The organism is Nitrosococcus wardiae (assembly GCF_004421105.1).
GTDB lineage: Bacteria > Pseudomonadota > Gammaproteobacteria > Nitrosococcales > Nitrosococcaceae > Nitrosococcus > Nitrosococcus wardiae.
In genome coordinates this window covers 1,272,638-1,294,903 of the sequence record NZ_CP038033.1, presented here as the reverse complement: position 1 = coordinate 1,294,903, position 22,266 = coordinate 1,272,638, and the positions used below count along the sequence as shown (strand labels likewise).

Here is a 22,266-nt window from a genome sequence, read left to right as displayed (position 1 = left end):
AGACAGGACCCATGAATACGGGTCCTGCCCAAGGCTATACAAATGTTCTCATGCTAAAAAATGAAACCGAGCCCCAGGTTAAATTCATCGGCGGGGCGGCCATCTTCGGCTTCGAAGTTGCGGTAGTCTGCCTTAATGACCACATTGGGAATAGGCTTATAATTAATACCAAACTGGTAGATATCCCGATCAAAAGCACCATTATCGCTAAACCCTGATGGCGTGCTGGCAATGGTATCCAGCTGCTCAAAACGGAAGAAGGGCGCCAGGTACTGGGTGGTTTCCGGCCAGATTAATGGCAATACATTATAAGCCAACTCGGTGTACCAGCCAAAGTTATTCTCGCCAACGGTTTCACCTTTAGCAGCACTGAGCACTTCAGCATCATCAATACTGCCCCAAGCACCTAAGGCCCGGAACCACCAGCCTCGGTATTGCCACTGGATATGGCCTTCATAAAGTTGGGTGAAGACATCCAGTTCCTCTCCTGCAAAGGTTTGATCTTGCCCCGAATTGCCCACATAGGCAGAACCTCCAAAGGAAAGCCCAGGCATTCCGGGAGGCGCATAGTCCAAACGGCCCACAAAGGCTAAATCTTCCGCCAGGGCTTTACTGCCACTTTGGCGGCCACCCCGGATACCACTGGATTCAAACCCCGAAGCATCCAGGCCATTAACCACATAAGTGGTATAGGTCAAGCCTGGCCAAAGTTCACCAAAAAGGCCCACCCCATTCTCACGCCAAGTGCTCGGAATAATCCGCTGTTCAACCTCAGGGCGGTTATTACCAAAGTAGAAAGGCGGTTCATGGATAGGGTTAAGAAACCCCATTGGGAGCAGCACTAAACCAGCACGGACATTAACCCGAGGATCCAGGAAAAAGTCCAGGGCGGCGAACTCGACGGAAACCGATCCCTCCTTACCGGTGGAAGCATGTTCAAACTCAATCTCACTGTTAAAAAGTATCCGATCAGTGAATCTGTAACCGGTATAGAGGACTAACCGCACAAAATCAGCATTATCTTCCTGATCTCCATTCACAAAAGTTTGGTAGCGACCTTCACCATAACCGCCGATAGAAAGGCCCTTACCCACCTGGTAGACTTTGGAGGCCGCTGGTCCCAAACCATACATGCTCTTATATTCGAATTCTTCAGGAATATAGAGCTCAGTCCGTAATGTCTCCACGGCTTCAGCGAGAACGTCGGTCTTACGCTCCAGTTCCTTAACCTGCTCTTTTGTCTGTCCACTCTCGCCAGCAGTGGAGGTGGTTTCAGTGGTTTTTTTAGAAGGTTCCGATTGAGCCTCCTCCTTTAACTGTTGCGACTTGGCCTTAAGGGCTTCGATTTCCTTTTGTTGGGCCTGAATGATCTCCCACATTTCCTCCATGGTCCTCGGCATTTCATCCGCCTCTAAAGGTAAACTTGCCACCAACGTGGCTACCGTCAACCCCATTCCCAGCAAGCTGTTTTTTTTTCTCACTAATTTTGCCCTCCCTAGAGAACATTACAGCAGTAGTTAAAAAAGAGGGCATAGTAAACACAACATCATATAAAAGCGCAAATCATTATCATTAGTTAACTCATTGGGTACTTAATCAACCTCACAACTCCCAGCCAAAATAAATCATAAGTAATTGAATTATTTATTCATAAATAATCTTTTAGTCTTTTGAGGCCAAGAGAAATCGCCGACAAACCTGCTTTTCATCTCCATAAAAAGTAGCGGCCCCCAAAATTTCTCTGAATCACAGCCAAGTAGCGTGCGCTGTGCGCACGAAAAGGCTATGAAGCCACAACCTCCTCCTGCCTCAAATGCCACACCTATTAAGAATCCGGGTGCAGAATTGCCAGAAACGGTCGTTAAACTATTCAATCATTTCCCAATGCAGAGGAGTTAAAAAGTATGGAAAGAAGCTGGGTTATGGTAGCAATCCTGGCAGGGAGTTGGGTTGCCCTTTCCCAAGCCGGGGGGGTTTATAAGTGCATAGACCAACAGGGTCGAACCCACTATGTGGATCGGCCCTGCCGTGGGGTGGTTGAGCAAGAGACCATAGAAATCAAATCCCGGTCCTCATCTAACCCTCTCCTCTTGGATGAGGGGCGCCAAACAAAGCAAAAGGAGTTACTCCAAACCTGGCAAGAAGAACGGAGGCAAAAGCAACAGGCAGAAGTGGAAGCTCGAAAGCAAAAAGAACAACGGAGCCGCAACTGTGCCGACGCCAAAAGCCGCCTTCATCTCATTGAAAGCGCTAGGCGTCTCTTTAAGATGAATGAAAACGGTGAACGCCATTACTACTCAGACTCCGAACGTGCCCAGAAACTCCAGGAAGCCCAAAAGCAAGTAAAAAATTGGTGCTCCCCATAAACCTCCCTGGGAGCCCAAACCCCACCACCTCCCCTGCTTCAAGCAGGGGGTTTTGAGAAGGACGCGAATACTCCACCAAGCCTGGCCTGCCAAGAGCTGGTCACAATAATACCCGCTCGATTCCCCCATAATTCGCTTTTTCGATAAAGGCCTGCTGCCATCCTTCGCCTAAGCGGTTATTAGCTAGCTCCACCACAATATAATCGGTCTCAACGCCAGTGGCCCCGGCATAACGTTCCAAACCCTGTTGACAGGCCGGACAGGAGGTCAGCATTTTCACCTGACCTGAAGTGGCCACCTCTTGCCCCGTTAACTGCTTGACTCCTTTTTTGATCTCTTCTTCCTTGCGGAACCGGACCTGGGTGGCAATATCAGGACGGGCGGTCGCAAAAGTCCCGGCTTCGCCACAGCAACGATCGGAAAGAACAACCTGCTGGCCGACCAACCGAGAAGTCACTTCCAGGGGAGCATAGGATTTCATGGGCGTATGGCAGGGATCATGGTACATATAACGGACCCCGTTGACTCCCTCCAGGGAGAGCCCTTTTTCCATGAGAAATTCATGAATATCCAGCAAACGGCACCCTGGAAAAATCTGCTCAAATTGATATTTCAAGAGTTGATCCATGCAGGTGCCGCAGGAAACGATTACCGTCTTGATGTCCAAATAATTGAGGGTATTGGCAACCCGATGAAACAAGACCTGATTGGCGGTGGAGATGGCCTGCCCCTTGTTAGTATCACCGCTAGAGGTCTGAGGATAGCCACAACACAGATAACCCGGAGGTAAGACCGTCTGTACCCCCACCTCATAGAGCATCGCTAAAGTCGCCAACCCCACCTGACTGAAAAGACGCTCAGAGCCACACCCAGGAAAATAAAACACGGCTTCGGCATCTTCACTGGCTTTACGAGGATTGCGTAAAATAGGAATCAGTTTATCGTCTTCCACCCCGAGCATGGCGCGGGTCGTCTGGGTAGGCAGCCCTCCCGGCATGGGTTTGCGCACGAAATGGATGACCTGGGCCCGTATGGGGGTCTTCCCGGTGGTAGGGAGAGGGCGCTTTTTACCGTTGCCCAACAATCTCAGGCGTTTAGCCCAGCCGTGGGCCAGACGTTGGCCCTGATAGCCCCATTCAATCATGGCCTTGCGCATCAGCTTGATGGTGGCTGGATCGGTAACATTCAAAAAGGCCATGGAAGCCCAAGCCCCCACATTGGCCCGCCGCTGGCCATGGGCCTTGAGAATAGAGCGCATCTTAATAGAAACATCGCCAAAGTCGATGTTCACCGGACAGGGGCTTTCGCACTTATGACAGATGGTGCAGTGGTCCGCCACATCATTCATTTCCTCAAAGTGGCGCACGGAAATGCCCCGCCGGGTTTGTTCCTCATAGAGGAAAGCCTCAATCAAAAGCCCGGTGGCCAGGATCTTGTCCCGAGGAGAATACAACAAATTAGCCCGGGGAACGTGGGTCGTGCAAACGGGCTTGCACTTACCGCAACGAAGGCAATCCTTGATGTCATTATTGAGATCCCCCAATTCGCTAGCCTCCAAAATGAGGGCTTCCTGCTCCAGCAAGCGCAGGGAGGGGGTGTAGGCCCGCTCCAATCCAGAGCCCGGCAGCAGCTTGCCCCGATTGAAGGCCCCGCTCGGGTCTACTTCCGCCTTATAACGGGCAAAGGCCTCGATTTCCTCGCTCGCCATGAACTGCATCTTGGTAATGCCGATGCCATGTTCTCCGGAAATCACGCCCCCCAGTTGACCTGCCAGGGCCATCACCCGCTCCACGATCCGCTCCGCTTCCCGCATCATGGCATAATCATTGGAATTCACCGGAATGTTGGTGTGGACGTTGCCGTCTCCCGCATGCATATGGGTGGCCACAAACAAACGACTGGAGCGGATTTTGGCATGGATGCCATCCAACTGCTCCCGTAAACGGGCAAATTCCAGACCCCCAAAAATCGCTTTGAGGGGCTGTTCCACTTCCCGCCGATAGGAGATTCGAAGATCCCGCCGTTGCAACAGATCAAAGAGGGTCTCCCCGGGCCGTAACCGCTCCCGCGCGCCTTCATCCAAGAGGGATTCCGCTTCCTGGGCAGAACTATCTATCTGCGCCAGGATGGCTTGCCAACGATCCCGGACCTCTCTCAATTGGGTCCGGGCAGCTTCCCGCTTGGCGGCAATGATGGCCTCGCTCTCCTCGCTCGCCTGGTGTTCCAGCTCACTGGGATAGAGTTCCGGCGGGTTTGAATCCAAATACGCCAACACCGCCTCAATCATGACTAGCTTATTACCCGTGGATTGCTCGATATTAATCCGCTCAATGCCATCGTTGTAGTCCGCCAGCTTCTCTAGGGGAATAACCACATCTTCATTGATTTTAAAGGCATTGGTATGGGCCGCAATGGCCGCGGTCCGGTTCCGAGCGGCCCAAAACCGGGCTCGGGCTTCGGGGCTGACCGCCACAAAACCTTCGCCATCACGGGCATTAGCCATCCGCACCACTTGCGAAGCGGCTTTGGCTACAGCATCTTCTTCATCACCGGCAATATCAATCAAAAGCACCATCTTGGGCAGCTCGCGCCGGGGCGCCTTGGTGGAATAGTCCACCGCCCGCACATAGCGCTCATCCAGGTGTTCCATGCCTGCCAGGACCACGCCCTCACACCCATCCAGGTAATCCTTGGTCTCCACAATGGCCGGCACCGCTTGGCGCAAATGGGTGCCAAAAAACTCCAGACACACGGTACGGATAAACTTGGGCATCCGATGCAAAATAAAGACACCAGAAGTAATCAGCCCATCGCAGCCCTCTTTTTGAATCCCCGGCAGTCCTGCCAAAGTCTTCCCCGTAACATCTTTGCCTAATCCCGGCTTGCGAAATGCCTTTCCCGGAATCCGCAGCACCTCAGGCTCACCCCGGCGAGTGCGACCATCGGCTTCATAATGGGTAATGCGAAATTCCGCGAATTCCACCTCATGGATTTTGCCAAGATTATGATTGAGCCGCTCCACCTCTAACCATAAACCCTCGGGAGTCACCAAGCGCCAGGACACCAAATTATCTAAAGTAGTCCCCCAAAGGACGGCCTTCTTCCCCCCCGCATTCATGGCAATGTTGCCGCCTATGGTGGAAGCATCCTGGGAGGTGGGGTCCACGGCAAAGGCCAAGCCCTTCGCCGCGGCCTGTTCCGAGACCCGCTTGGTAATGACCCCCGCCTCCGCCCGGATGGTGGACACTTGGCCCTCCACACCGGGTAACCAGCGCTCTGTGATTTCACCCAAACCTTCCAGTTTTTCGGTATTGACCACCACACTGTCCGGCGTCAGGGGAACCGCCCCTCCGGTGTAACCAGTGCCACCCCCCCGGGGAATCACGGTCAATCCCAAATCGACGCAAGCCTTAACTACTGCGGCCATCTCCACCTCGCTATCGGGAGTCACCACCGCCAGGGGCAACTCCACCCGCCAATCCGTAGCATCGGTCATATGGGCAACCCGGGCATAGCCGTCAAAGTGGACATTGTGGCGGGCTGTGGTCCGGGCCAATCGGCGCCGCGCCTGCCGGTGCCGTTCCCTGAGATCCAATAATTCTTGTTCGAATTTGAGCACCGCTTGACGGGCCTGTTCCACCAAGCGCAAAGCCAGCACATTGCCCTCAGCGCGGGCCTGAATCTGATCCAGGCGATGGTGCAGCGCATGGCGGAGAGACTGCCAACGCTTGCGGTTTTCGATAAGATCCTCCTGAATGAAAGGATTGCGCGAGATCACCCACATATCCCCCAAGACTTCAAACAGCATTCGCGCCGAACGTCCGGTACGGCGTTGACCCCGCAACTCTTCGATGACCGTCCAAAGTTCTTCACCCAGGAAACGGATTACAATCTCGCGATCAGAAAAGGAAGTGTAGTTATAGGGAATTTCACGTATCCGATCAGGTATATCCATAATCTTTATCTATCACCAAGGCTGGGAAAAATCTGAGTAAAATAGTGAGTTATTTTAACATGCAAGGCGGAAGCTTTCCGGCGCTTCCTCGCGGTTTTTAATTTAGAATAGGGGGGCTTTCAGCTCGCCCCATCAGGGCTCAAAATTTTGCCAGGGCGCTGGACCTGCTGAGCCTGGCTTTTTCACCACCAAGACACAAAGGACACGAAGGTGAAAAGGTCTTAGTCAGCTAAGAAAGATAGAGGGAACTGCGTGTTGCCAATGAAGCCGACTATTTTTATATGTTCATCTATTCAAGTTTTGGATTTCTTTGTGTTCTTCGTGTCTTTGTGGTGATTTCATGAATTACTGGGGTTAGCAGGATGACCGATACCCAACCCATGGTAGAGAAAACCACGCCCCCCAGAAGACCTCTGGAAATACGAATTCGGATTACCTACCCAAGAGCGACCCCGGAAAAAGCCCCCTCTCACAACCAGGGGAAGGCCCCTCGAAAAAGACACCCTCCGTGGGTTGTTCCCATGGTCCTGATCCTCCTTCTAGGAGGACTGTTGCTCTCCCTCTACGCCCATCAGGAATTAGAAACTTCCCAAACCGGGACTCCTATAGAGACGCTCCCCCCTGTGGCCCCTGCCCCGAAGAAGACTCCTACGGAAGCTAAATTAAAGAAAAGGGTAGAGGCCCGCGCCTCTCGCCAGGAACAAAATCCCTCAGCCCCCAAGGTGCCTGTCAGGGAGAAGCCAGGAACCACCCTAAAGGGACAACACCCACCCGCCCTGGTCAAGCCAGAAGCGACTATAGTGCGGGCCCAATTCACTACTGCCATAAGAGAGCGGGAACCCTTAGATCAAATAGGCCCGGTTATCCTGGCTAAAGAGGTGGAGGGTTTCACGGCCTTTTCCCTTCATTAGTAGCAGCGGACTGTTTGCCTAATGAAGAAAGTATAACTCCCCGACCCAGGCAGTGCTTTACCTGCTTTTTGATAAACTAATAAAGTAAATTCAAGAACATCTTGAAAAACCGTAGAGACAGACAGCAGAGTAAGGGGGACGAAACATTTATGGCTATGAATTTGGGTACGGCCGATGATCTCGGTAAACTGATTTTACGGCTCACACTAGGCATTTTGATCCTCTTCCATGGGATCGGCAAAATTACGCATGGCATTAGTGGCATCGAAGGGATGGTGCAAGGGATTGGTCTGCCGCCCTCCGCCGCCTATGGTGTTTACCTCGGCGAGATTGGCGGACCTCTCCTTTTATTACTCGGCTGGTATGCCCGCATTGGTGCCGGATTGATCGCCATCAACATGCTTTTTGCCATTTTTTTGGCCCACCGTCCGGAACTTCTCAATCTGACTCCCCAGGGCGGTTGGGCTTTGGAATTGCAGGGGATGTTTTTGTTTACCGCCCTGGCCTTGGTCCTCACCGGTCCCGGCCGCTTTAGCCTCAACAATCGCTAACAACAGCACTGCGCGCTACCCCAGTGGGTGCTAGGATAGCGGTAGCGTTATCAAGTCGGATGAATAATCAAATGGCGCTGGGGCTCACTACCCACGCTTTCTGCCGTGAGACGGTGGCGGGCGGCAAGGCGGTGCTGCAACTTCCGCATTGACGCCGGACGGGGTAACAACGCCACCGTTACCCCCTCTTCCATCACTCGCCTGATAGCGGCTTCTGCCTCGCCCACGGCGGCATCCACCTCGTCCCGAGGCATCCCATGGAGGATGTTAAACACATTCTGCAATAGGCGCCGAATTTGAGCAGTGGTGTTCTTTTTTACCACGTACAGGGGCAACTGGGTCGCTTGGAGTATCCGCCGTAAGCGGGCATCTTCAGCCCGGGAGCGGAGCGCCAATATGAAATCTGCTTGATCAGGGCGCTTAACTGTCCGGGCCTCCAGACGCAAGTCCCGGATTACCCGCTCTACCGTATCGCGGCTCAAGGCATAGGGATGAATCCGTACCCACCCCGATTGGCTTGCTGGCGATACTTGCTGAGGTGAGTCCTGGAGGGGAGGTTCTTCAGGAAGGAAAACCACCTCCCCCTGGGGAGAACGCCGCATGCCGCCGGGGTCAAGCCCCCGCAGTAACTTATCTACGGCACCGGCCGTATCGGGATGGACGATCACCGCTTCCCGATCCACAATTTCTACCACCGCATCAAAGGTGGGGGGAGCCTTGCGCTCACTAATGGTCTTTTGAGTCCCCCGCAACCGGGCCTCATCGTCACCTAAGGTGACGGTCTGGACTCCCCCCACCAAATCGGCCAAAGTAGGGTTCATCACCAGATTTTCTAAGGTATTGCCATGGGCGGTTCCAATCAGCTGCACGCCCCGTTCGGCGATGGTCCGGGCCGCCGTGGCCTCGGCCGCGGTCCCGATTTCATCCACAATTATGACCTCCGGCATATGGTTTTCCACCGCCTCAATCATGACCCCATGCTGACGCTCAGGATGGGGCACTTGCATCCGGCGGGCGCTGCCGATGGCCGGATGGGGAATATCACCATCACCGGCTATTTCATTAGAGGTATCAATGATAATCACCCGCTTACCGAATTCGTCAGCCAGCACCCGGGCGATTTCCCGTAAGCGGGTCGTTTTACCCACTCCCGGCCGTCCCAGGAGCAGTAGGCTCGCCCCCCGCTCGATAAGATCCCGGATGGACTCAATCGTTCCCGTAACCGCCCGTCCTACTCGAAGGGTCAAGCCAATGATTTTTCCACGGCGGTTACGCAAACAGGAAATGCGGTGCAAAGTCCCCTCGATACCGGCCCGGTTATCGGCACTAAACTCACCGACTGAGGCAACCACCTGCTCTAAATCTGCGGGGCTCACAGGGTCTGCAGACAGATTAACCGCTTGCCCAGAAAAACGGGCCTGGGGCAGACGCCCCACATCCATAATAATTTCCAAAAGATGTTGCTGCGGCAACTCCTGCAAGGCTGTGCGGAGACCGCCAGACAAAATCCCTATGAGCTGTTGTAAATCGTCAGTAGAGTTCTGCAAATTCAATGAATTACATTCGAGTTTTGTATTATTTTTGTGACCAGTGTCCTGCGCTAAGGTTCCCGCTTCCCAACGCCTTGAGGCCAGGATCAATTCCTGGCTCTATCAGCGGATTAACAGTTAAACATGACTTAAGTGTAATTTTCTATGATTTGACTATATAGTTATAGAGATCAGCCGCTTCTCCTTCTAGAGAGTCTCAATAGAGAGGAGACCCTTTTTCCAGCATGGAGATACCTATGAATCTGCACATGGAGAAAAATAACGGGACAGTGGTTCTTTATATCAAGGAAAAACGCCTCGATGCCCACAATTCAGGGGAATTAAAGGACCGAATGTTAGAGCTAGGAGAAAATGGAAAAATTCACCTGGTGGTGGATTTAGCAGAGGTACGATTTATTGACAGTTCTGGCCTTGGCGCATTGCTATCTGGCCATAAAAACACTAGCCTCCGAAATGGAAGCTTTAAATTATGTGGTCTTCAATCCCAGGTGCAATCCATGTTCGAACTTACCCGTTTGCACCGGGTCTTTGATATCTATCCTTCTGTTCAGGAAGCCCTCGGCAGCAACTAGCAGCGAGGTTGCCATGTGTAATGGGGATATTCAATTAGACATCGTAGTTCCAAATAAGACCTGCTATCTTGGTTTTATTGGAGAAATCGGCGAAAAAGTTGCCGAAGAGCTGGATCGCTATAGTGGTGACCGCAAAGCCCTGGCCTACCATCTCAATTTGGCCTTGACCGAGGCCCTAGTCAATGCGATGGAGCATGGAAACACAGGGGATAGTGAGCAAACTGTCCATGTCACCATTCAGGTTTTACCTGATCAATTATGCATTAAAGTTTATGACCATGGGCAAGGCTTTGACCTTGACCGAGTGAAAGCGCCCAACCTAGAACATCCTGGGGAACGGGGGCGCGGCATTTTCTTGATTAAATCCATTATGGATTCTGTGAGCTACCATAAGATTAATGGAGGTAATGTGTTAGAAATGAGAAAAAGGCTTGCTTGAGCCTCTTAATCCTCAATCTCCCCCATCAGGAGATAACTTGGCGATTCCTCGTCTTCTCCTGACTATAGTGAAATAGGATAACAGCCTATATAACACCAATATCTGCCGCTATATTCTTATGAAAATTTTTGTGGAAGTCCGTGAGTCCCAAGCAACCTACAACGATTATGAGCAGAAACTGAATGAAATTCATTCACTTTTAGACAAACAAAAAGAACCCCACGAAAAACGATTTCTTAAAGCGCTCTCTAGCTTACTCATTACCCCCGAATCTTTTTTACTTTCTGTCCCTCGTTATCGCATCGCTCCCCTGATCACCCAATTTTTTGCCTTCATTAGGGCGTGTGAAACAGAGGTTGCAACGCATTGCTTACCTTTCCCAGAGAAAGCCGGCACATTGGTGTTGATAAGCTCCTCCGATGCTTCCTATCTGATTGATTCCCTCAAGGTCTTACAACAATCACAAGATCTGGCCTTTGAAATAATGGCCCACCATGTTTTGATGATAAAACGCCATGGCCAGGAAATTATTGATTTAAAGGCAGGCAGCGAATTAGGTCCTAAAGAGTCCTTAATTATTCTGAAACTTGAAGAAACTAATAAAGAACATTTACAAAACTTTACGACTCGTATTGAGAAAATATTCTCAGCAACTTTAAATGTTCAAAAAAATAAAGAATCTCTGGCCGCACAGTTTAGCCAACTAGAACAGACTCCGGTTTTTCACCCCTGGCAGAGTTTCCTCAGTTGGATTCGAGAAGGTGCTTTTATTCCTTTTTCCTATTATAGCTTTATAGTCAATACTCAAGCTGAGAAAGAATTCCATATCCAAGAAAATAAACAGCTGGGGTTATCTCTTGATTCCTTATTTGGATCTTCGACAATAAAGGCAAACATCTCTCCTTTATTAACGATCTTACGCCCTGATGAGATTCAGCGAGAATTACCCGTACTTGTCCAGAAAACGGGGATAAACAGCGCCCTTTATCGCTCTGAACCCTTAGTTTATCTTGGGTTTCAAGAACCTTTAGAAAAAAGAAAATACAAAGAGCACGCTTTTCTCGGCTTATTCTCTGAAGCGGCGCTTGCAGGCACGGCCATGAGTATCCCGGCGTTGCGGGACAAAGTAGAACAAAGCTTAAAACAGTTACACGTGCCCACCGCTGGTCACGAATACGATAAATTGATTGAGCTATTCAATCTTTTCCCTAAGGTAGAGCTATTTTTTATGGGCGAGATACAATTGCAAATCATCGCCCGCTCCTTACTGTCTTTTCTCTATCGCTCTGATCTTGTCAAATTGCTTATCCTTGCCAGCCCTAGCCCAACGAGAATTACGACCCTTATTCTTATCCCCCAAGATTTCTTTGATGAATCCCATTTAAGCGATATTGAAGCTTACCTCTGTCGCGCCCTCACGGGGACACTTGAGAATTCCCAGGTCATCCGAGGAATCCGTAATCATTATATTGGCTTGCACTTGACTTTTCTGCCCCATCAAAAAGAAGTCCATATTCCTATTAACCGGTTGGAAAGCACACTCTCCCAAATTGCCAAACCCTGGGATTATAAACTCCAGCTGCTGCTGGAACAGGCCATGGGAAAGGAGCAAGGAGAGGTTTTATGGAATAAATATCGTAAGGGCTTTTCTCCAGAATATCGGGCCCTAATTCCCCCCCAAGCGGCACTGCAAGATATCAAGGGACTAGAACACGTCTTAGAGACAGAACAGCAATTCATCGATTTGTGGGATCCCCGTTACGAACTACCGAAGGAACATTATCGGCTTCAGTTTTATAGCTCCCGGGAAAGTTTTCTCGATGAACTGATGCCTGTGCTAGAAAATTTAGGTTTAAGGGTGATCGATCAGGTTCGATTTACCCTCAAGGTGGAAAACCGAGGGCTTTTTATTAAAAGTTTTTCTGTAAAAGTTACCAGAGAGACAGCCAAGTCCCTTTCTTCCCTGCGCACTCCTCTCTTGGACGCTTTGACAGCTTTGTTTCGCGGCGAAGTAGATAACGATCCTTTGAATGAGCTACTAGTACTAACCGGGCTCTCCTGGAAGGAAATCGATATATTCCGTAGCTATCGGAATTACTACTTCCAACTCGGTACGCCTTTTACCCTCTCTCGTTTCCACCAGTCCCTCAGTCATAATCCCCAGGTGGCCTTGCTCCTGTGCCGCTATTTTGAGGCCCGATTTCGCCCCGATCCTCGCTGGGATGACCCGATGCGGCGGGAAGAAGAAGGACTGCTTCCTATCCGTTTGGAATTAGCTGCCGCCCTCAAATCGGTCACCAATGTCAATGAAGACCGCATTCTGCGGACTTTATTTAACCTCATCGATGCTACCGTGCGCACCAATTTCTATCGTAGGCAGGCCCAAAAGGATTATTTCCTTGCTTTTAAAATTAGCAGCTTAGGCGTAATTGATATGCCTACGCCTAGGCCCATGTATGAAATCTATATCCATTCGGCGACCATGGAAGGGATTCACTTGCGCGGCGGGCGCGTGGCCCGCGGGGGGCTGCGTTGGTCGGATCGCCCGGATGATTTTCGCACGGAGATCCTCGGGTTGATGCAAACTCAAATGATGAAAAATGCCCTTATCGTACCGGTGGGAGCTAAAGGTGGCTTTATTGTAAAACATCCCTTTAGCACCCGTGAGGAAGGAGCCAAGCTGTCTAAGCAAGCCTATATCACCTTCATTCAGGGGCTCCTGGATCTTACCGATAACCGACAAGGAAACACCATTGTCCGCCCACCCCAAATCGTCGCCTATGACGAAGCCGATCCCTATCTGGTCGTTGCCGCCGATAAAGGCACAGCCCATCTACCCGATACCGCCAATGAAGTGGCGAAGCAATATCATTTCTGGCTTGGTGACGCCTTCGCCAGTGGCGGCGCTTTTGGTTACCATCATAAAAAACTGGGGATCACCGCCCGGGGTGCCTGGGAGTGTGTAAAGCGGCATTTCCGTGAACTGGATCAGGACATTCAAACCCAACCCTTTACCACGGTAGGCATTGGAAGCATGGATGGGGATGTGTTTGGTAATGGCATGCTGCTCTCCCGCCAGACACGTTTGCGGGCGGCCTTTGGGGCCGAGTATATCTTTATTGATCCCGACCCGGACCCGGAAGTTTCCTATAAAGAGCGGAAACGACTATTTGAACTACCGGGGTCCTCCTGGAACGACTATGACAGAGCCCTTATTTCCGAAGGCGGAGGAGTTTACCTCCGCCAGGCTAAGGATATTCCCCTTTCCCCCCAGGTCCGCCAGTGGCTCAATACTCGGCACCGATTCATGGATGGTGAAGGACTGATTCGCTTGCTCATCACCGCCCCGGTTGATCTACTCTGGTTCGGCGGCATTGGCACCTATGTGAAGGCAAGCACGGAAAGGCACCTGGATGTGGGGGATCGGGCCAATGACTCGGTTCGGGTCGATGCCTCCCAGATACAAGCCCGGGTAGTCGGTGAAGGAGCCAATTTGGGCTTTACCCAGAGGGGGCGTACCGAATACGCCTTAGGAGGTGGCCATATCAATACAGATGCTACGGATAACTCCGGGGGGGTGGATCTTTCTGACCACGAGGTAAACCTCAAGATACTTTTTAATCATTTGAGGGAGAAAGGAATCATCACTTCCTGGGAAGAACAAAACCAGTGTCTCGAAAAGGTCAAGGAAGAAGTGTGTCAACAGGTACTGGCAAACAATTACAGCCAGAGCCTATGCTTGTCCCTTGATCGGCAGCGCTGCCTACGAGACATGGAACCCTTTATGGAGCTGGCAGATCGCTTAGAAAATGCTGGATTGCTGGATCGTCTTGCCGATGCATTTCCCCACCGCAAGGAAGTTCTGGCACGACATGGTGAAGGTTTAGCCCGCCCGGAGTTGGCGGTTCTGATGTCCTATAGCAAAATGCAACTCTACCAAACCCTATTAGAGCAGCCAGATTTCTTGTCTTCGCCATTTCTGCAGGAATTTGTCATCCGTTATTTTCCACAAGCCATAACTGACCAGTTCGGTAATCAACTATCCGATCATCCCCTCGCGAAGGAAATTACGGCCACCGTTTTGTGCAACATAATTATTGATCACGCAGGCTGCACCTTTCTCACCTGGATAGAAGAATTAAAAAATACCACCATCACCACTCTTGTGGTCACTTATTTGACCTTTGATAAAGTACTGGCAGGAGATGCTTTGCGTGCCCAAGTCTATGCATTAGACAACATTATTCCTAGTGCTCGCCAATATGCGCTGTTATTACAGCTTGAGGATACTTTGGCCAGTTTCTGCCACTGGACGGTGAGTCAAGACAAACCTATTATTCTCAGTGAAAAAACCCTCTCCTCGCTCCATGATTATTTAGCACAGTATGAGCAACACCAAGAACAAAATTTATCCGAATCTGAATGCCAGCTTTTTTCAGGAAATCTCAAGGAGCTTCAAGAGGAGGGTTTTACAGCAGAACTTTCTCGCCGCATTGCCCTTTGGGATCGCCTCACTGACTTTCCCCTTCTGGTCGATCTTGTTAACGATTCGGGGGAAGAATTTACTGCTGTGGTGAGTGCTTATGAAGAAGTCAGCCGTTATTTAGGCTACCCGGAGATAAAGGAGTTACTGAGTCGGGTACCGGTGCGTAACCGTTGGGAGCGCAGAGCGCAAACTACCTTTAGGGAACGATTTAGGGCTTATCTAGCTACCTTAACTTTAGCAATACTCGCCACGCCGGATCGTAACATGACGACTTTTTTTGCTGCTCAGAAGCGGCAACAGAAATTATTGAAGTATCAAAGGCTGCTGGAAGAATTACAGGAAATATCACCTACCGATCTGCTACCTTTTACAGTACTGAATGGAGCATTGGAGGCCCTGGTGCGAGCCTAAATTACTCCCTCACTTCTCATATTTAAAAATATTTACATTGCTTTCAAGACCACCATCGTGACATCATCTTTAAAAGTTTTGCTTTCACAAAAGTCTTGTAAGTTTTTTACCACGACCTTAATGAGATCTTGGGGAGCAAGGTGCCGATTGGTAATCAGTATTTTACATAAACGCTTAATGCCAAAAAATTCGCCGTCCCTACTCTCTGCCTCTATGATGCCATCCGTATAGAGAAACATGATATCTCCTTTTTCTAACAGGGTTCTCTTTTCCTCAAAGGAAACTTCTTTCTTAACTCCAAAAATCAGCCCATCCGCCTCGAGCTTGGTACACACTGCTTCAGCACCGCGTAATAGCAGAGGTGGGCTATGGCCCGCACTGGCATAATTAATTTCTCCCGTCTCAAGGTGATATTGCATATAAAACATCGTAATAAAGTGATCAGCCCGGTTTAAATCTTCATAAAGTGAATCATTCAAAGCAGCCAGGGTATTGGCAGCATTAAATTTGGATCGGATTTGCGCTTTCAATGCGCTGCGAGTTTCGACCATAAACAACGCCGGTCCCACGGAATGTCCAGAAACATCAGCAATGGTCACATCCACTCTGTGATCAGCTCGATGATAATAATCAAAATAATCTCCCCCGACTTGGGAAGCGGGCAGACAATAACCAACCACCTGAACTTCGGGTAGGATCAAAGGTTCTGTAGGCAGCAAAGATTCTTGGATCTGGCGTGCGATCCTTAACTCGTTGCGTGCTACTGCAAGTTTTATTTGCGCCCGTCGGATCAATTCCTGGGCTTCAAGATGCTTGGTAATGTCTCGATCCACTCCCCGCCACTTAATAATTTGGCCTTGTTCACCAAGAATAGGCTCACCGCTAGACTCCGTAAAAACTTCATGGCCATCCTTGTGGCGATAGTGGTTGACGATGCGGAAGAACCGTTGCTGATCTGAATTCTTATAAACCCAACCCTCTTGAGCCTCCGGGATAAAAAACTCCCGGTAATGCTTGCCACGCATTTCCTCGGGTTCATACCCCAATATTTCTTTAACTGCTCCACTACAATAAGTAAATTCTCCTGAAGGATCTTGCTCCCATATCCATTCGCCGGTCATCTTGGCTACCTGGCGAAACCTTTCTTCGCTCTCTCGAAGGGCTTGCTCAATCTTTTTACGCTCGGAAATATCCTCCCCAATAGCAAGAAAATGGGTAATTTCACCTTGGGGATTCTTAATAGATGAAATATGTTCTCGGACCCAATAAATTTCCCCATTCTTTTTTTTGTCTTGTATCTCTCCTTGCCATTCCCCTCCTGAGGTAATGCTTTCCCATAGTCGCTGATATTCTTCAATAGGGGTTTTCCCTGATTGCAGAATTCGCGGATTTTTCCCAACAACCTCTGCTTTGTGGTAACCGGTCAATTCCGTAAATTTAGCATTGATGTATTTAATGTTGCCGGCAGTATCTGTAATAGTTACCGCAACAGGACTCTGCTCCATGGCACGGGATAGCCACAACAACTCTTCTTCTCTTTGCTTGCGCCGAGTAATATCGCGAGCAATGGTCGCGGCTCCCACAATATGCCCCTGGTTATCCTTGATAGGTGAAATAGTAAGAGAAACATTAATTTTCCTACCATCCTTCCGCACGCGCACTGTCTCAAACTGTTTAATGCGCTCACCGCGCCGAATGTGCTGAAGAATTTGCGGTATTTCATCAGGTCGATCGGAGGGTACGAGAATAGACATAGATTGGCCGCAAACTTCCTCGGCAGTATAACCATATATTCGTTCGGCAGCGGCATTCCAACTCACAATGATACCATCGAGCGTCTTACTGATAATGGCATCCTCGGAAGACTCGACAATGGCGGCAAGCCTCTGGACTGCTATTTCACGCTGCTTGTCGGTGGTTAAATCAGAATTTTGTTCATCCTTATCCTGATTCTCCGGCACTTCAGAATCTTCGCCGATTAACATCAATCCAATCTCCTAAAATTCAAAGCTTATTTTTTCAATGACAAAACAAGTCTCTCCCTACACCCGAGGAAAAACATCGCTAACATAGATCAAATAGGAATTTAAAGGTATATTGTCAAAATAACTGTAGTGGACAGCCGAAAAAGAATGAAGGTTTTCCTTCGCGTGCTTGCTTACCTGCTGCTTGCCGGTATCATCCTCTGGTTGCTCCTGCCGGAGCGTTTTGCCGTAAACGTGCCGATCCGATTGTTTGGCTGGGGGAAGCCTTCCATCGAACTCCTTCGTGATCGACTGCATTTGCCCGATGGATTTTTGATTGAGATCTATGCTAGAGATCTTTCAGGTGCCCGTATGTTGCGATTTACTCCCCAGGGGGACCTTCTCGTTAGCCTACCCGATGCGGGAGACATCGTTCTACTTGAACACGATACCAATAAGGACCACCAGCCTGATGGCCGTCATACATTACTCACCGATCTTTATCGGCCTCATGGGATTGATCTCCATGAAGGTTGGCTCTATGTCGCCGAAACAGATGCCGTGGGCCGCATTCGCTTTGATGCCGCAGGGCGTACTGTTCGTGGAAAATACCAGCGCATCGCCCAACTCCCAAGTGGCGGCGGGCATTGGACACGCACCTTGGGTTTTGGTCCGGATGGCTGGCTGTATGTTTCCGTGGGTTCGAGCTGCAATGCTTGCGAAGAAGCAGACCCCCGGCGGGCGGCGCTGCTCCGTTTTCCCCCCGAAGGCGGCCAGGGGGAAATTTTTGCGACTGGCCTGAGAAATACCGTTGGCTTTGACTGGCACCCCCGCACCCACAAGCTCTACGGCACGGATAATGGCCGTGACCTTTTAGGGGATAATTTTCCTCCGGATGAGTTGAATCTTATAGAACAAGGCAAATTTTACGGCTGGCCCTACGCTAATGGCGATAAAGTCCCCGATCCTACTTTTGGGCCAAGCCATCAAAAGGACATTGAAAGGAGCATAGCGCCCGTATATCATTTTGCGGCTCACACGGCTCCCCTAGGCATCACTTTCTTGCGCGGTGAGCAGTTTCCCCTCGTCTATCAGGGGTCAGCTTTGGTGGCCCTCCATGGCTCCTGGAACCGAACCCAAAAACAGGGATACGAAGTTATTTCTTTACACTTTAATAAAGCTGGGGAGATTACCGAGCGCAAGTTCATCACTGGCTTTGAAGTCAACGAAGAGGTCATTGGGCGTCCCGTGGATGTGGCTGAGGGTCCCGACGGTGCCATCTATATCTCCGATGATTTCACAGGCAGTATTTACCGTATAATCTATAAGGGGAAAGTGGCCCAACTAAACAGATTGAAGCAATCCATACATAATTAGTATTTACCCGAATTAGTACTCACCCGGAGTAAGTTTCTCCAACAAACCAAACGATTTGAGCTTTCCAAACAGGAGAAGTTTCTATAATAATTAATATGCTCCAATTAATTTATTGATTAATATTGAGCAAACTTCAAACTACCTATAGGCCGCCTACAGCTGTTTCGGTCGATGTAACCCCCTCCAGTCCAGTGGGGCCCTCTCGACCTGCTATTTCTGCACCAAGCGCAGGCGCGAGACAATACTAATAAAATAGTTTGGGATGGGGGTCCGCCTCATTGCATTTATGGAGGTTGATACTCAATGAGCAAAATTAAGATCGCTATTACGGGCATAGGCAATTGTGCAAGTTCATTGTTACAAGGAATTTATTATTATGGGGATAAGAAAGCAGAAGATGCCATTGGATTGATGCATTGGTCGATCGGAGGCTATAAGCCATCGGATATTGAAGTGGTGGCAGCCTTTGACATTGACGGGCGTAAGGTGGGCAAAGACGTTGCCGAGGCCATTTTTGCCGAGCCCAATTGTACGGCGGTATTCTGCCCGAATATTCCCACAACCGGCATCAGGGTCAAAATGGGAAAAATTCTCGATAGCTTCTCAGAGCACATGCGGGATTACGATCCCAAGCATACTTTTATCCTTGCTGATGACCCTGAACCTACCCAGGAGGAAGTCGTACAAATTTTACGGGAATCCGGAGCGGAAATCCTCCTCAACTATTTGCCAGTAGGCTCGGAACAAGCGACCCATTTCTATGCGGAATGCGCCCTCGAGGCAGGCATCGCTTTTATCAATAATATTCCTGTCTTTATCGCCAGCGATCCCGCCTGGGCCAAACGCTTTGAGGAGAAAAATCTTCCCATTATCGGAGACGATATTAAAGCCCAGATGGGAGCCACTATTACCCACCGTGCTTTAACTGATCTATTTAGAAAGCGCGGCGTCAAACTAGAGCGGACCTATCAGCTTAACACCGGCGGCAATACAGATTTTCTTAATATGTTGAACCGCCACCGTCTAGTCTCCAAGAAGGAATCTAAAACAGAAGCCATCCAAGCAGTTGCTAACCAACGCCTGGATCCAGAAAATATCCATGTGGGTCCCAGCGATTACGTCGCTTGGCAAAAAGATAATAAACTTTGCTTCATCCGCATGGAAGGCAAACTATTCGGAGATGTCCCCATGAACCTAGAACTGCGTCTTTCGGTCGAGGATTCCCCCAACTCGGCAGGCGTTGCCGTGGATGCCATCCGGTTTGTTAAGCTAGCCTTGGAACGTGGGCAAGGGGGCGTGCTGTATGCCCCCTCAGCTTATCTCTGCAAACATCCTCCAAGACAATATACCGATGATGAAGCTTACCGAATGACTGAAGCTTTCATCGAAAATAAATTGGTTGAATCACCTGAACCACGCAGTCATCGCCAGGAAGAGGACAAATCACCTGCAGCATCCCGAAGATAAGAAACATCCTGGCATGGGAAAACAGCTTATCTGCCCCAGCAAAAAGCCGGGGCAGATATGTCCATAGGGACATCATAACCCGGGGTGGATCAAGTAGTGGAAAAATTACGCGCTATCTCACAGTACTATGTGCGCCAAATTCTAGCGCCAGTCGTGCGCCTACTAGCCCGCTCCCGGTTGTCTCCCAATCAAATTAGTATCGCCGGCTTTGTCCTCGCCCTAATTGCCATGGGAATCTTGATGGCCGGTTATCCCGTTGCCGCCGGTATTCTATTCCTGTTAGGGAGCAGCCTTGATATTCTGGATGGTGCCTTAGCCCGGTTGGAGAAAAAAATCACTCCCTTTGGCGCATTTCTTGACTCCACCCTGGATCGGATCAGCGAAGGGGCAATGTTGATGGCCATCGCCTACCGCTTAGCCTTGGAAGGGCAAGCCGCCGCGGTGGCTGGGGTTGTATTGGCCCTGCTGGGGGGGATGCTCACCAGTTACACCCGGGCTCGGGCAGAAGCTTTAGGCATCACTTGCGCTATTGGTTGGGTAAGCCGCCCCGAACGGGTCATCATCATGGGAATCGGTTTAATTTTTGACCTGCTCATCGAAGCGATTTATCTGCTTGCGGTTCTCAGTCTATGGACAGCCGGCCAACGCTTCTTCCATATTTCCAGCAATCTTCGCTCCAAACCTATAGACTAAAAACGCTTTCTTGCCTCGGCGAGCGCCTCCAGGATAAGGTCGAGCCCTTCGTTTAATATGGCTTCATGGGTACGCAAATGGAGGATACAGATTCTCAAGAAATAGCGGCCATTGATCTCCGTTCCCGTAATCATGATACGGCGAGATTGATTAATGCGTTCCAGCAATGCTTGATTGCGACGATTTTCTTCCTCCCTAGTGATTCCCTCAAAACATTGCCGAAAAGCAAAAAGGGAAAGTTCGGGAGGAGCGGCAATTTCCACATCAGGCTCCAGGGAAAGCCGCCGCCAGGCCTGGATCGCCAAACGGCGCTTCTCCCCCAGTGCCTGGCGAAAAGCCGCCACTCCATGGAGCTTAAAGGGTAACCAAAGACGCAGCCCCCGCCACTCACGGGAAAGTTCTGGCGAGAGCTCACAAAAGTCCAAATGTTCGTCGCTTGCCTGGGACGCCGGAAGGTAAGCCCCCGAGGCACTAAACGCCCGGCGTAGATTCGACATCTCAGGCAGGAGTAGAGCCCCGGTCCCATAGGCCAGAAAGAGTCCCTTGTGGGGATCCATCGCGATAGAATCCGCCTGCTCCATCCCTGTAAATAGGGGTTGCAGCTCCGGTAACATTCGAAAGCCAGCCCCATAGGCCCCATCCACATGAAACCAAAGATCATGCTTTGCGGCTATGGCGGCAAGCTCAGCCAGAGGATCCATGGCGCCCGTATTCACCGTCCCAGCAGTACCACAAACAAAGAAAGGAAACAGCCCTCGCTGGCGATCCCGGCGCACCGCGTCTTCAAGCCGATCAGCTCGCAGGCGAAACCGTGTATCCACCTGGATAGGCCGCAGATTCCTGGTGGGAATACCGGCCACCCGGGCCGCTTTGATCACCGCATGGTGCACTTCACTAGAATAATAAACAGTGCCCTCCAGAAGGTGATCCCCCAGATATTTCTCCCTGGCAGCAACTAGGGCGATAAGGGTTGACATGGAGGCCCCCGAAGTCAAAACCCCCAGCGAGCCTTGAGGCAACCCCATCAATTCTGCCAACCAACGAAGAAACTGGGTTTCTAGCTCAACGGCAGCAGGCGCGGCCCCCCACTTGCCTGTGTAGCGATTGACGGTAGCGGCAATCAACTCCCCCAGGGCCGAGGAAAACAATCCCCCTCCCGGGACATAGGCGAGATAGCCCGGGCTAGCTGAATTGAAGGCAATCGGGATCACTTGCTCGAAAATAAAATCGAGCAGCTCCCCTGGGGCGCTGGGGGTTTCGGGTATTGGCTCCCGCAGCCAGGAGGCTTGGGGGTCAAAGTGATCAGCAGCCTGGGCAGGTTGCTGATCTACCGTTTCAATAAAGGCGGCCAACCGCTGGCCCACTTCATCAAGGAGCTTTTGAAGATGGGCTGGGGAAGGATCTAAAGCAGATAAGGTCTTATCGGTAATGGGAAGGTTCATGGACTCTCCAATATTCACCCCATGATTATCGCCATTTTCCCACTCATATGCCATTCTCACCGGCGAGAAAAAACCTACCCGC

Annotated in this window: 14 protein-coding genes; 9 read left to right on the top strand and 5 right to left on the bottom strand. The window is 50.4% G+C overall.

Annotated elements, in window-relative coordinates:
- Window positions 1–53: 53 nt before the first annotated feature.
- A complete protein-coding gene (locus E3U44_RS06330; RefSeq protein ID WP_134357239.1) occupies window positions 54–1,481 on the bottom strand; it encodes a hypothetical protein in 1,428 nt (475 codons plus the stop codon).
- A 423-nt stretch (window positions 1,482–1,904) separates the two neighbouring features.
- Between E3U44_RS06330 and E3U44_RS06325 the strand changes: the two genes are divergently transcribed.
- Window positions 1,905–2,366 carry a DUF4124 domain-containing protein gene (locus E3U44_RS06325; protein ID WP_134357237.1) on the top strand — a complete coding sequence of 154 codons (462 nt, stop codon included), beginning with the start codon at window positions 1,905–1,907 and terminating at the stop codon, window positions 2,364–2,366.
- 100 nt (window positions 2,367–2,466) lie between these two features.
- On the opposite strand, the gene E3U44_RS06320 is transcribed toward E3U44_RS06325, so the two are convergent.
- Window positions 2,467–6,321, bottom strand: a complete 3,855-nt coding sequence (locus E3U44_RS06320) for a DUF3683 domain-containing protein (RefSeq protein WP_134357236.1) — start codon at window positions 6,319–6,321, stop codon at window positions 2,467–2,469.
- A 362-nt stretch (window positions 6,322–6,683) separates the two neighbouring features.
- Here E3U44_RS06320 and E3U44_RS06315 point away from each other — a divergent pair, with 362 nt between their 5' ends.
- Together E3U44_RS06315 and E3U44_RS06310 are read left to right on the top strand one after the other, a co-directional pair.
- The gene (locus E3U44_RS06315) at window positions 6,684–7,232 is read left to right on the top strand and encodes a hypothetical protein (protein ID WP_134357234.1); all 549 of its coding nucleotides are present in this window, start codon (window positions 6,684–6,686) and stop codon (window positions 7,230–7,232) included.
- A 149-nt stretch (window positions 7,233–7,381) separates the two neighbouring features.
- On the top strand, window positions 7,382–7,783 hold the full coding sequence (locus E3U44_RS06310) for a DoxX family protein (RefSeq protein WP_420812607.1): 402 nt from the start codon (window positions 7,382–7,384) through the stop codon (window positions 7,781–7,783).
- 50 nt (window positions 7,784–7,833) lie between these two features.
- Here the strand turns inward: E3U44_RS06310 and E3U44_RS06305 are convergent, their stop codons facing one another.
- Window positions 7,834–9,336 carry a R3H domain-containing nucleic acid-binding protein gene (locus E3U44_RS06305; protein WP_240761749.1) on the bottom strand — a complete coding sequence of 501 codons (1,503 nt, stop codon included), beginning with the start codon at window positions 9,334–9,336 and terminating at the stop codon, window positions 7,834–7,836.
- A 233-nt stretch (window positions 9,337–9,569) separates the two neighbouring features.
- On the opposite strand from E3U44_RS06305, the gene E3U44_RS06300 reads away from it, so the two are divergent.
- The 3 genes from E3U44_RS06300 to E3U44_RS06290 all read left to right on the top strand — a co-directional run bounded on the left by E3U44_RS06300 (window position 9,570) and on the right by E3U44_RS06290 (window position 15,241).
- Window positions 9,570–9,905, top strand: a complete 336-nt coding sequence (locus E3U44_RS06300; RefSeq protein WP_134359686.1) for an STAS domain-containing protein — start codon at window positions 9,570–9,572, stop codon at window positions 9,903–9,905.
- Between the two features lie 13 nt (window positions 9,906–9,918).
- Window positions 9,919–10,344: an ATP-binding protein gene (locus tag E3U44_RS06295; protein ID WP_134357233.1), complete on the top strand. Its 426-nt coding sequence runs from the start codon at window positions 9,919–9,921 to the stop codon at window positions 10,342–10,344.
- A 118-nt stretch (window positions 10,345–10,462) separates the two neighbouring features.
- Window positions 10,463–15,241, top strand: a complete 4,779-nt coding sequence (locus tag E3U44_RS06290) for an NAD-glutamate dehydrogenase domain-containing protein (protein ID WP_134357231.1) — start codon at window positions 10,463–10,465, stop codon at window positions 15,239–15,241.
- Window positions 15,242–15,273: 32 nt separating this feature from the next.
- Here the strand turns inward: E3U44_RS06290 and E3U44_RS06285 are convergent, their stop codons facing one another.
- Entirely contained in the window at window positions 15,274–17,226 is a 1,953-nt protein-coding gene (locus tag E3U44_RS06285; protein WP_134357230.1) for a PAS domain S-box protein, read from the bottom strand.
- Between the two features lie 147 nt (window positions 17,227–17,373).
- On the opposite strand from E3U44_RS06285, the gene E3U44_RS06280 reads away from it, so the two are divergent.
- The 3 genes from E3U44_RS06280 (at window position 17,374) to E3U44_RS06270 (ending at window position 20,742) form a co-directional block, all read left to right on the top strand.
- Complete coding sequence (locus tag E3U44_RS06280; RefSeq protein WP_134357229.1) at window positions 17,374–18,582, top strand: PQQ-dependent sugar dehydrogenase; 1,209 nt, start codon at window positions 17,374–17,376, stop codon at window positions 18,580–18,582.
- A 303-nt stretch (window positions 18,583–18,885) separates the two neighbouring features.
- Window positions 18,886–20,049 (top strand): inositol-3-phosphate synthase, encoded by a 1,164-nt coding sequence (locus E3U44_RS06275; protein WP_134357227.1) that lies wholly within the window; start codon window positions 18,886–18,888, stop codon window positions 20,047–20,049.
- A 96-nt stretch (window positions 20,050–20,145) separates the two neighbouring features.
- Window positions 20,146–20,742, top strand: a complete 597-nt coding sequence (locus tag E3U44_RS06270) for a CDP-alcohol phosphatidyltransferase family protein (RefSeq protein ID WP_134357225.1) — start codon at window positions 20,146–20,148, stop codon at window positions 20,740–20,742.
- Here the strand turns inward: E3U44_RS06270 and E3U44_RS06265 are convergent.
- Entirely contained in the window at window positions 20,739–22,238 is a 1,500-nt protein-coding gene (locus tag E3U44_RS06265) for a pyridoxal phosphate-dependent decarboxylase family protein (protein ID WP_134357224.1), read from the bottom strand. The two genes, E3U44_RS06270 and E3U44_RS06265, sit on opposite strands and share 4 nt — an antisense overlap.
- Between the last annotated feature and the right edge of the window lie 28 nt (window positions 22,239–22,266).

Excerpts from the sequence above, each read along its gene's own strand:
- E3U44_RS06310 (WP_420812607.1), top strand. The coding sequence starts at position 7,382 with ATGGCTATGAATTTGGGTACGGCCGATGATCTCGGTAAACTGATTTTA.
- E3U44_RS06265 (WP_134357224.1), bottom strand. The coding sequence starts at position 22,238 with ATGGCATATGAGTGGGAAAATGGCGATAATCATGGGGTGAATATTGGA.
- E3U44_RS06320 (WP_134357236.1), bottom strand. The coding sequence starts at position 6,321 with ATGGATATACCTGATCGGATACGTGAAATTCCCTATAACTACACTTCC.
- E3U44_RS06295 (WP_134357233.1), top strand. The coding sequence starts at position 9,919 with ATGTGTAATGGGGATATTCAATTAGACATCGTAGTTCCAAATAAGACC.
- E3U44_RS06290 (WP_134357231.1), top strand. The coding sequence starts at position 10,463 with ATGAAAATTTTTGTGGAAGTCCGTGAGTCCCAAGCAACCTACAACGAT.
- E3U44_RS06285 (WP_134357230.1), bottom strand. The coding sequence starts at position 17,226 with ATGTTAATCGGCGAAGATTCTGAAGTGCCGGAGAATCAGGATAAGGAT.
- E3U44_RS06325 (WP_134357237.1), top strand. The coding sequence starts at position 1,905 with ATGGAAAGAAGCTGGGTTATGGTAGCAATCCTGGCAGGGAGTTGGGTT.
- E3U44_RS06315 (WP_134357234.1), top strand. The coding sequence starts at position 6,684 with ATGACCGATACCCAACCCATGGTAGAGAAAACCACGCCCCCCAGAAGA.
- E3U44_RS06275 (WP_134357227.1), top strand. The coding sequence starts at position 18,886 with ATGAGCAAAATTAAGATCGCTATTACGGGCATAGGCAATTGTGCAAGT.
- E3U44_RS06300 (WP_134359686.1), top strand. The coding sequence starts at position 9,570 with ATGAATCTGCACATGGAGAAAAATAACGGGACAGTGGTTCTTTATATC.
- E3U44_RS06280 (WP_134357229.1), top strand. The coding sequence starts at position 17,374 with ATGAAGGTTTTCCTTCGCGTGCTTGCTTACCTGCTGCTTGCCGGTATC.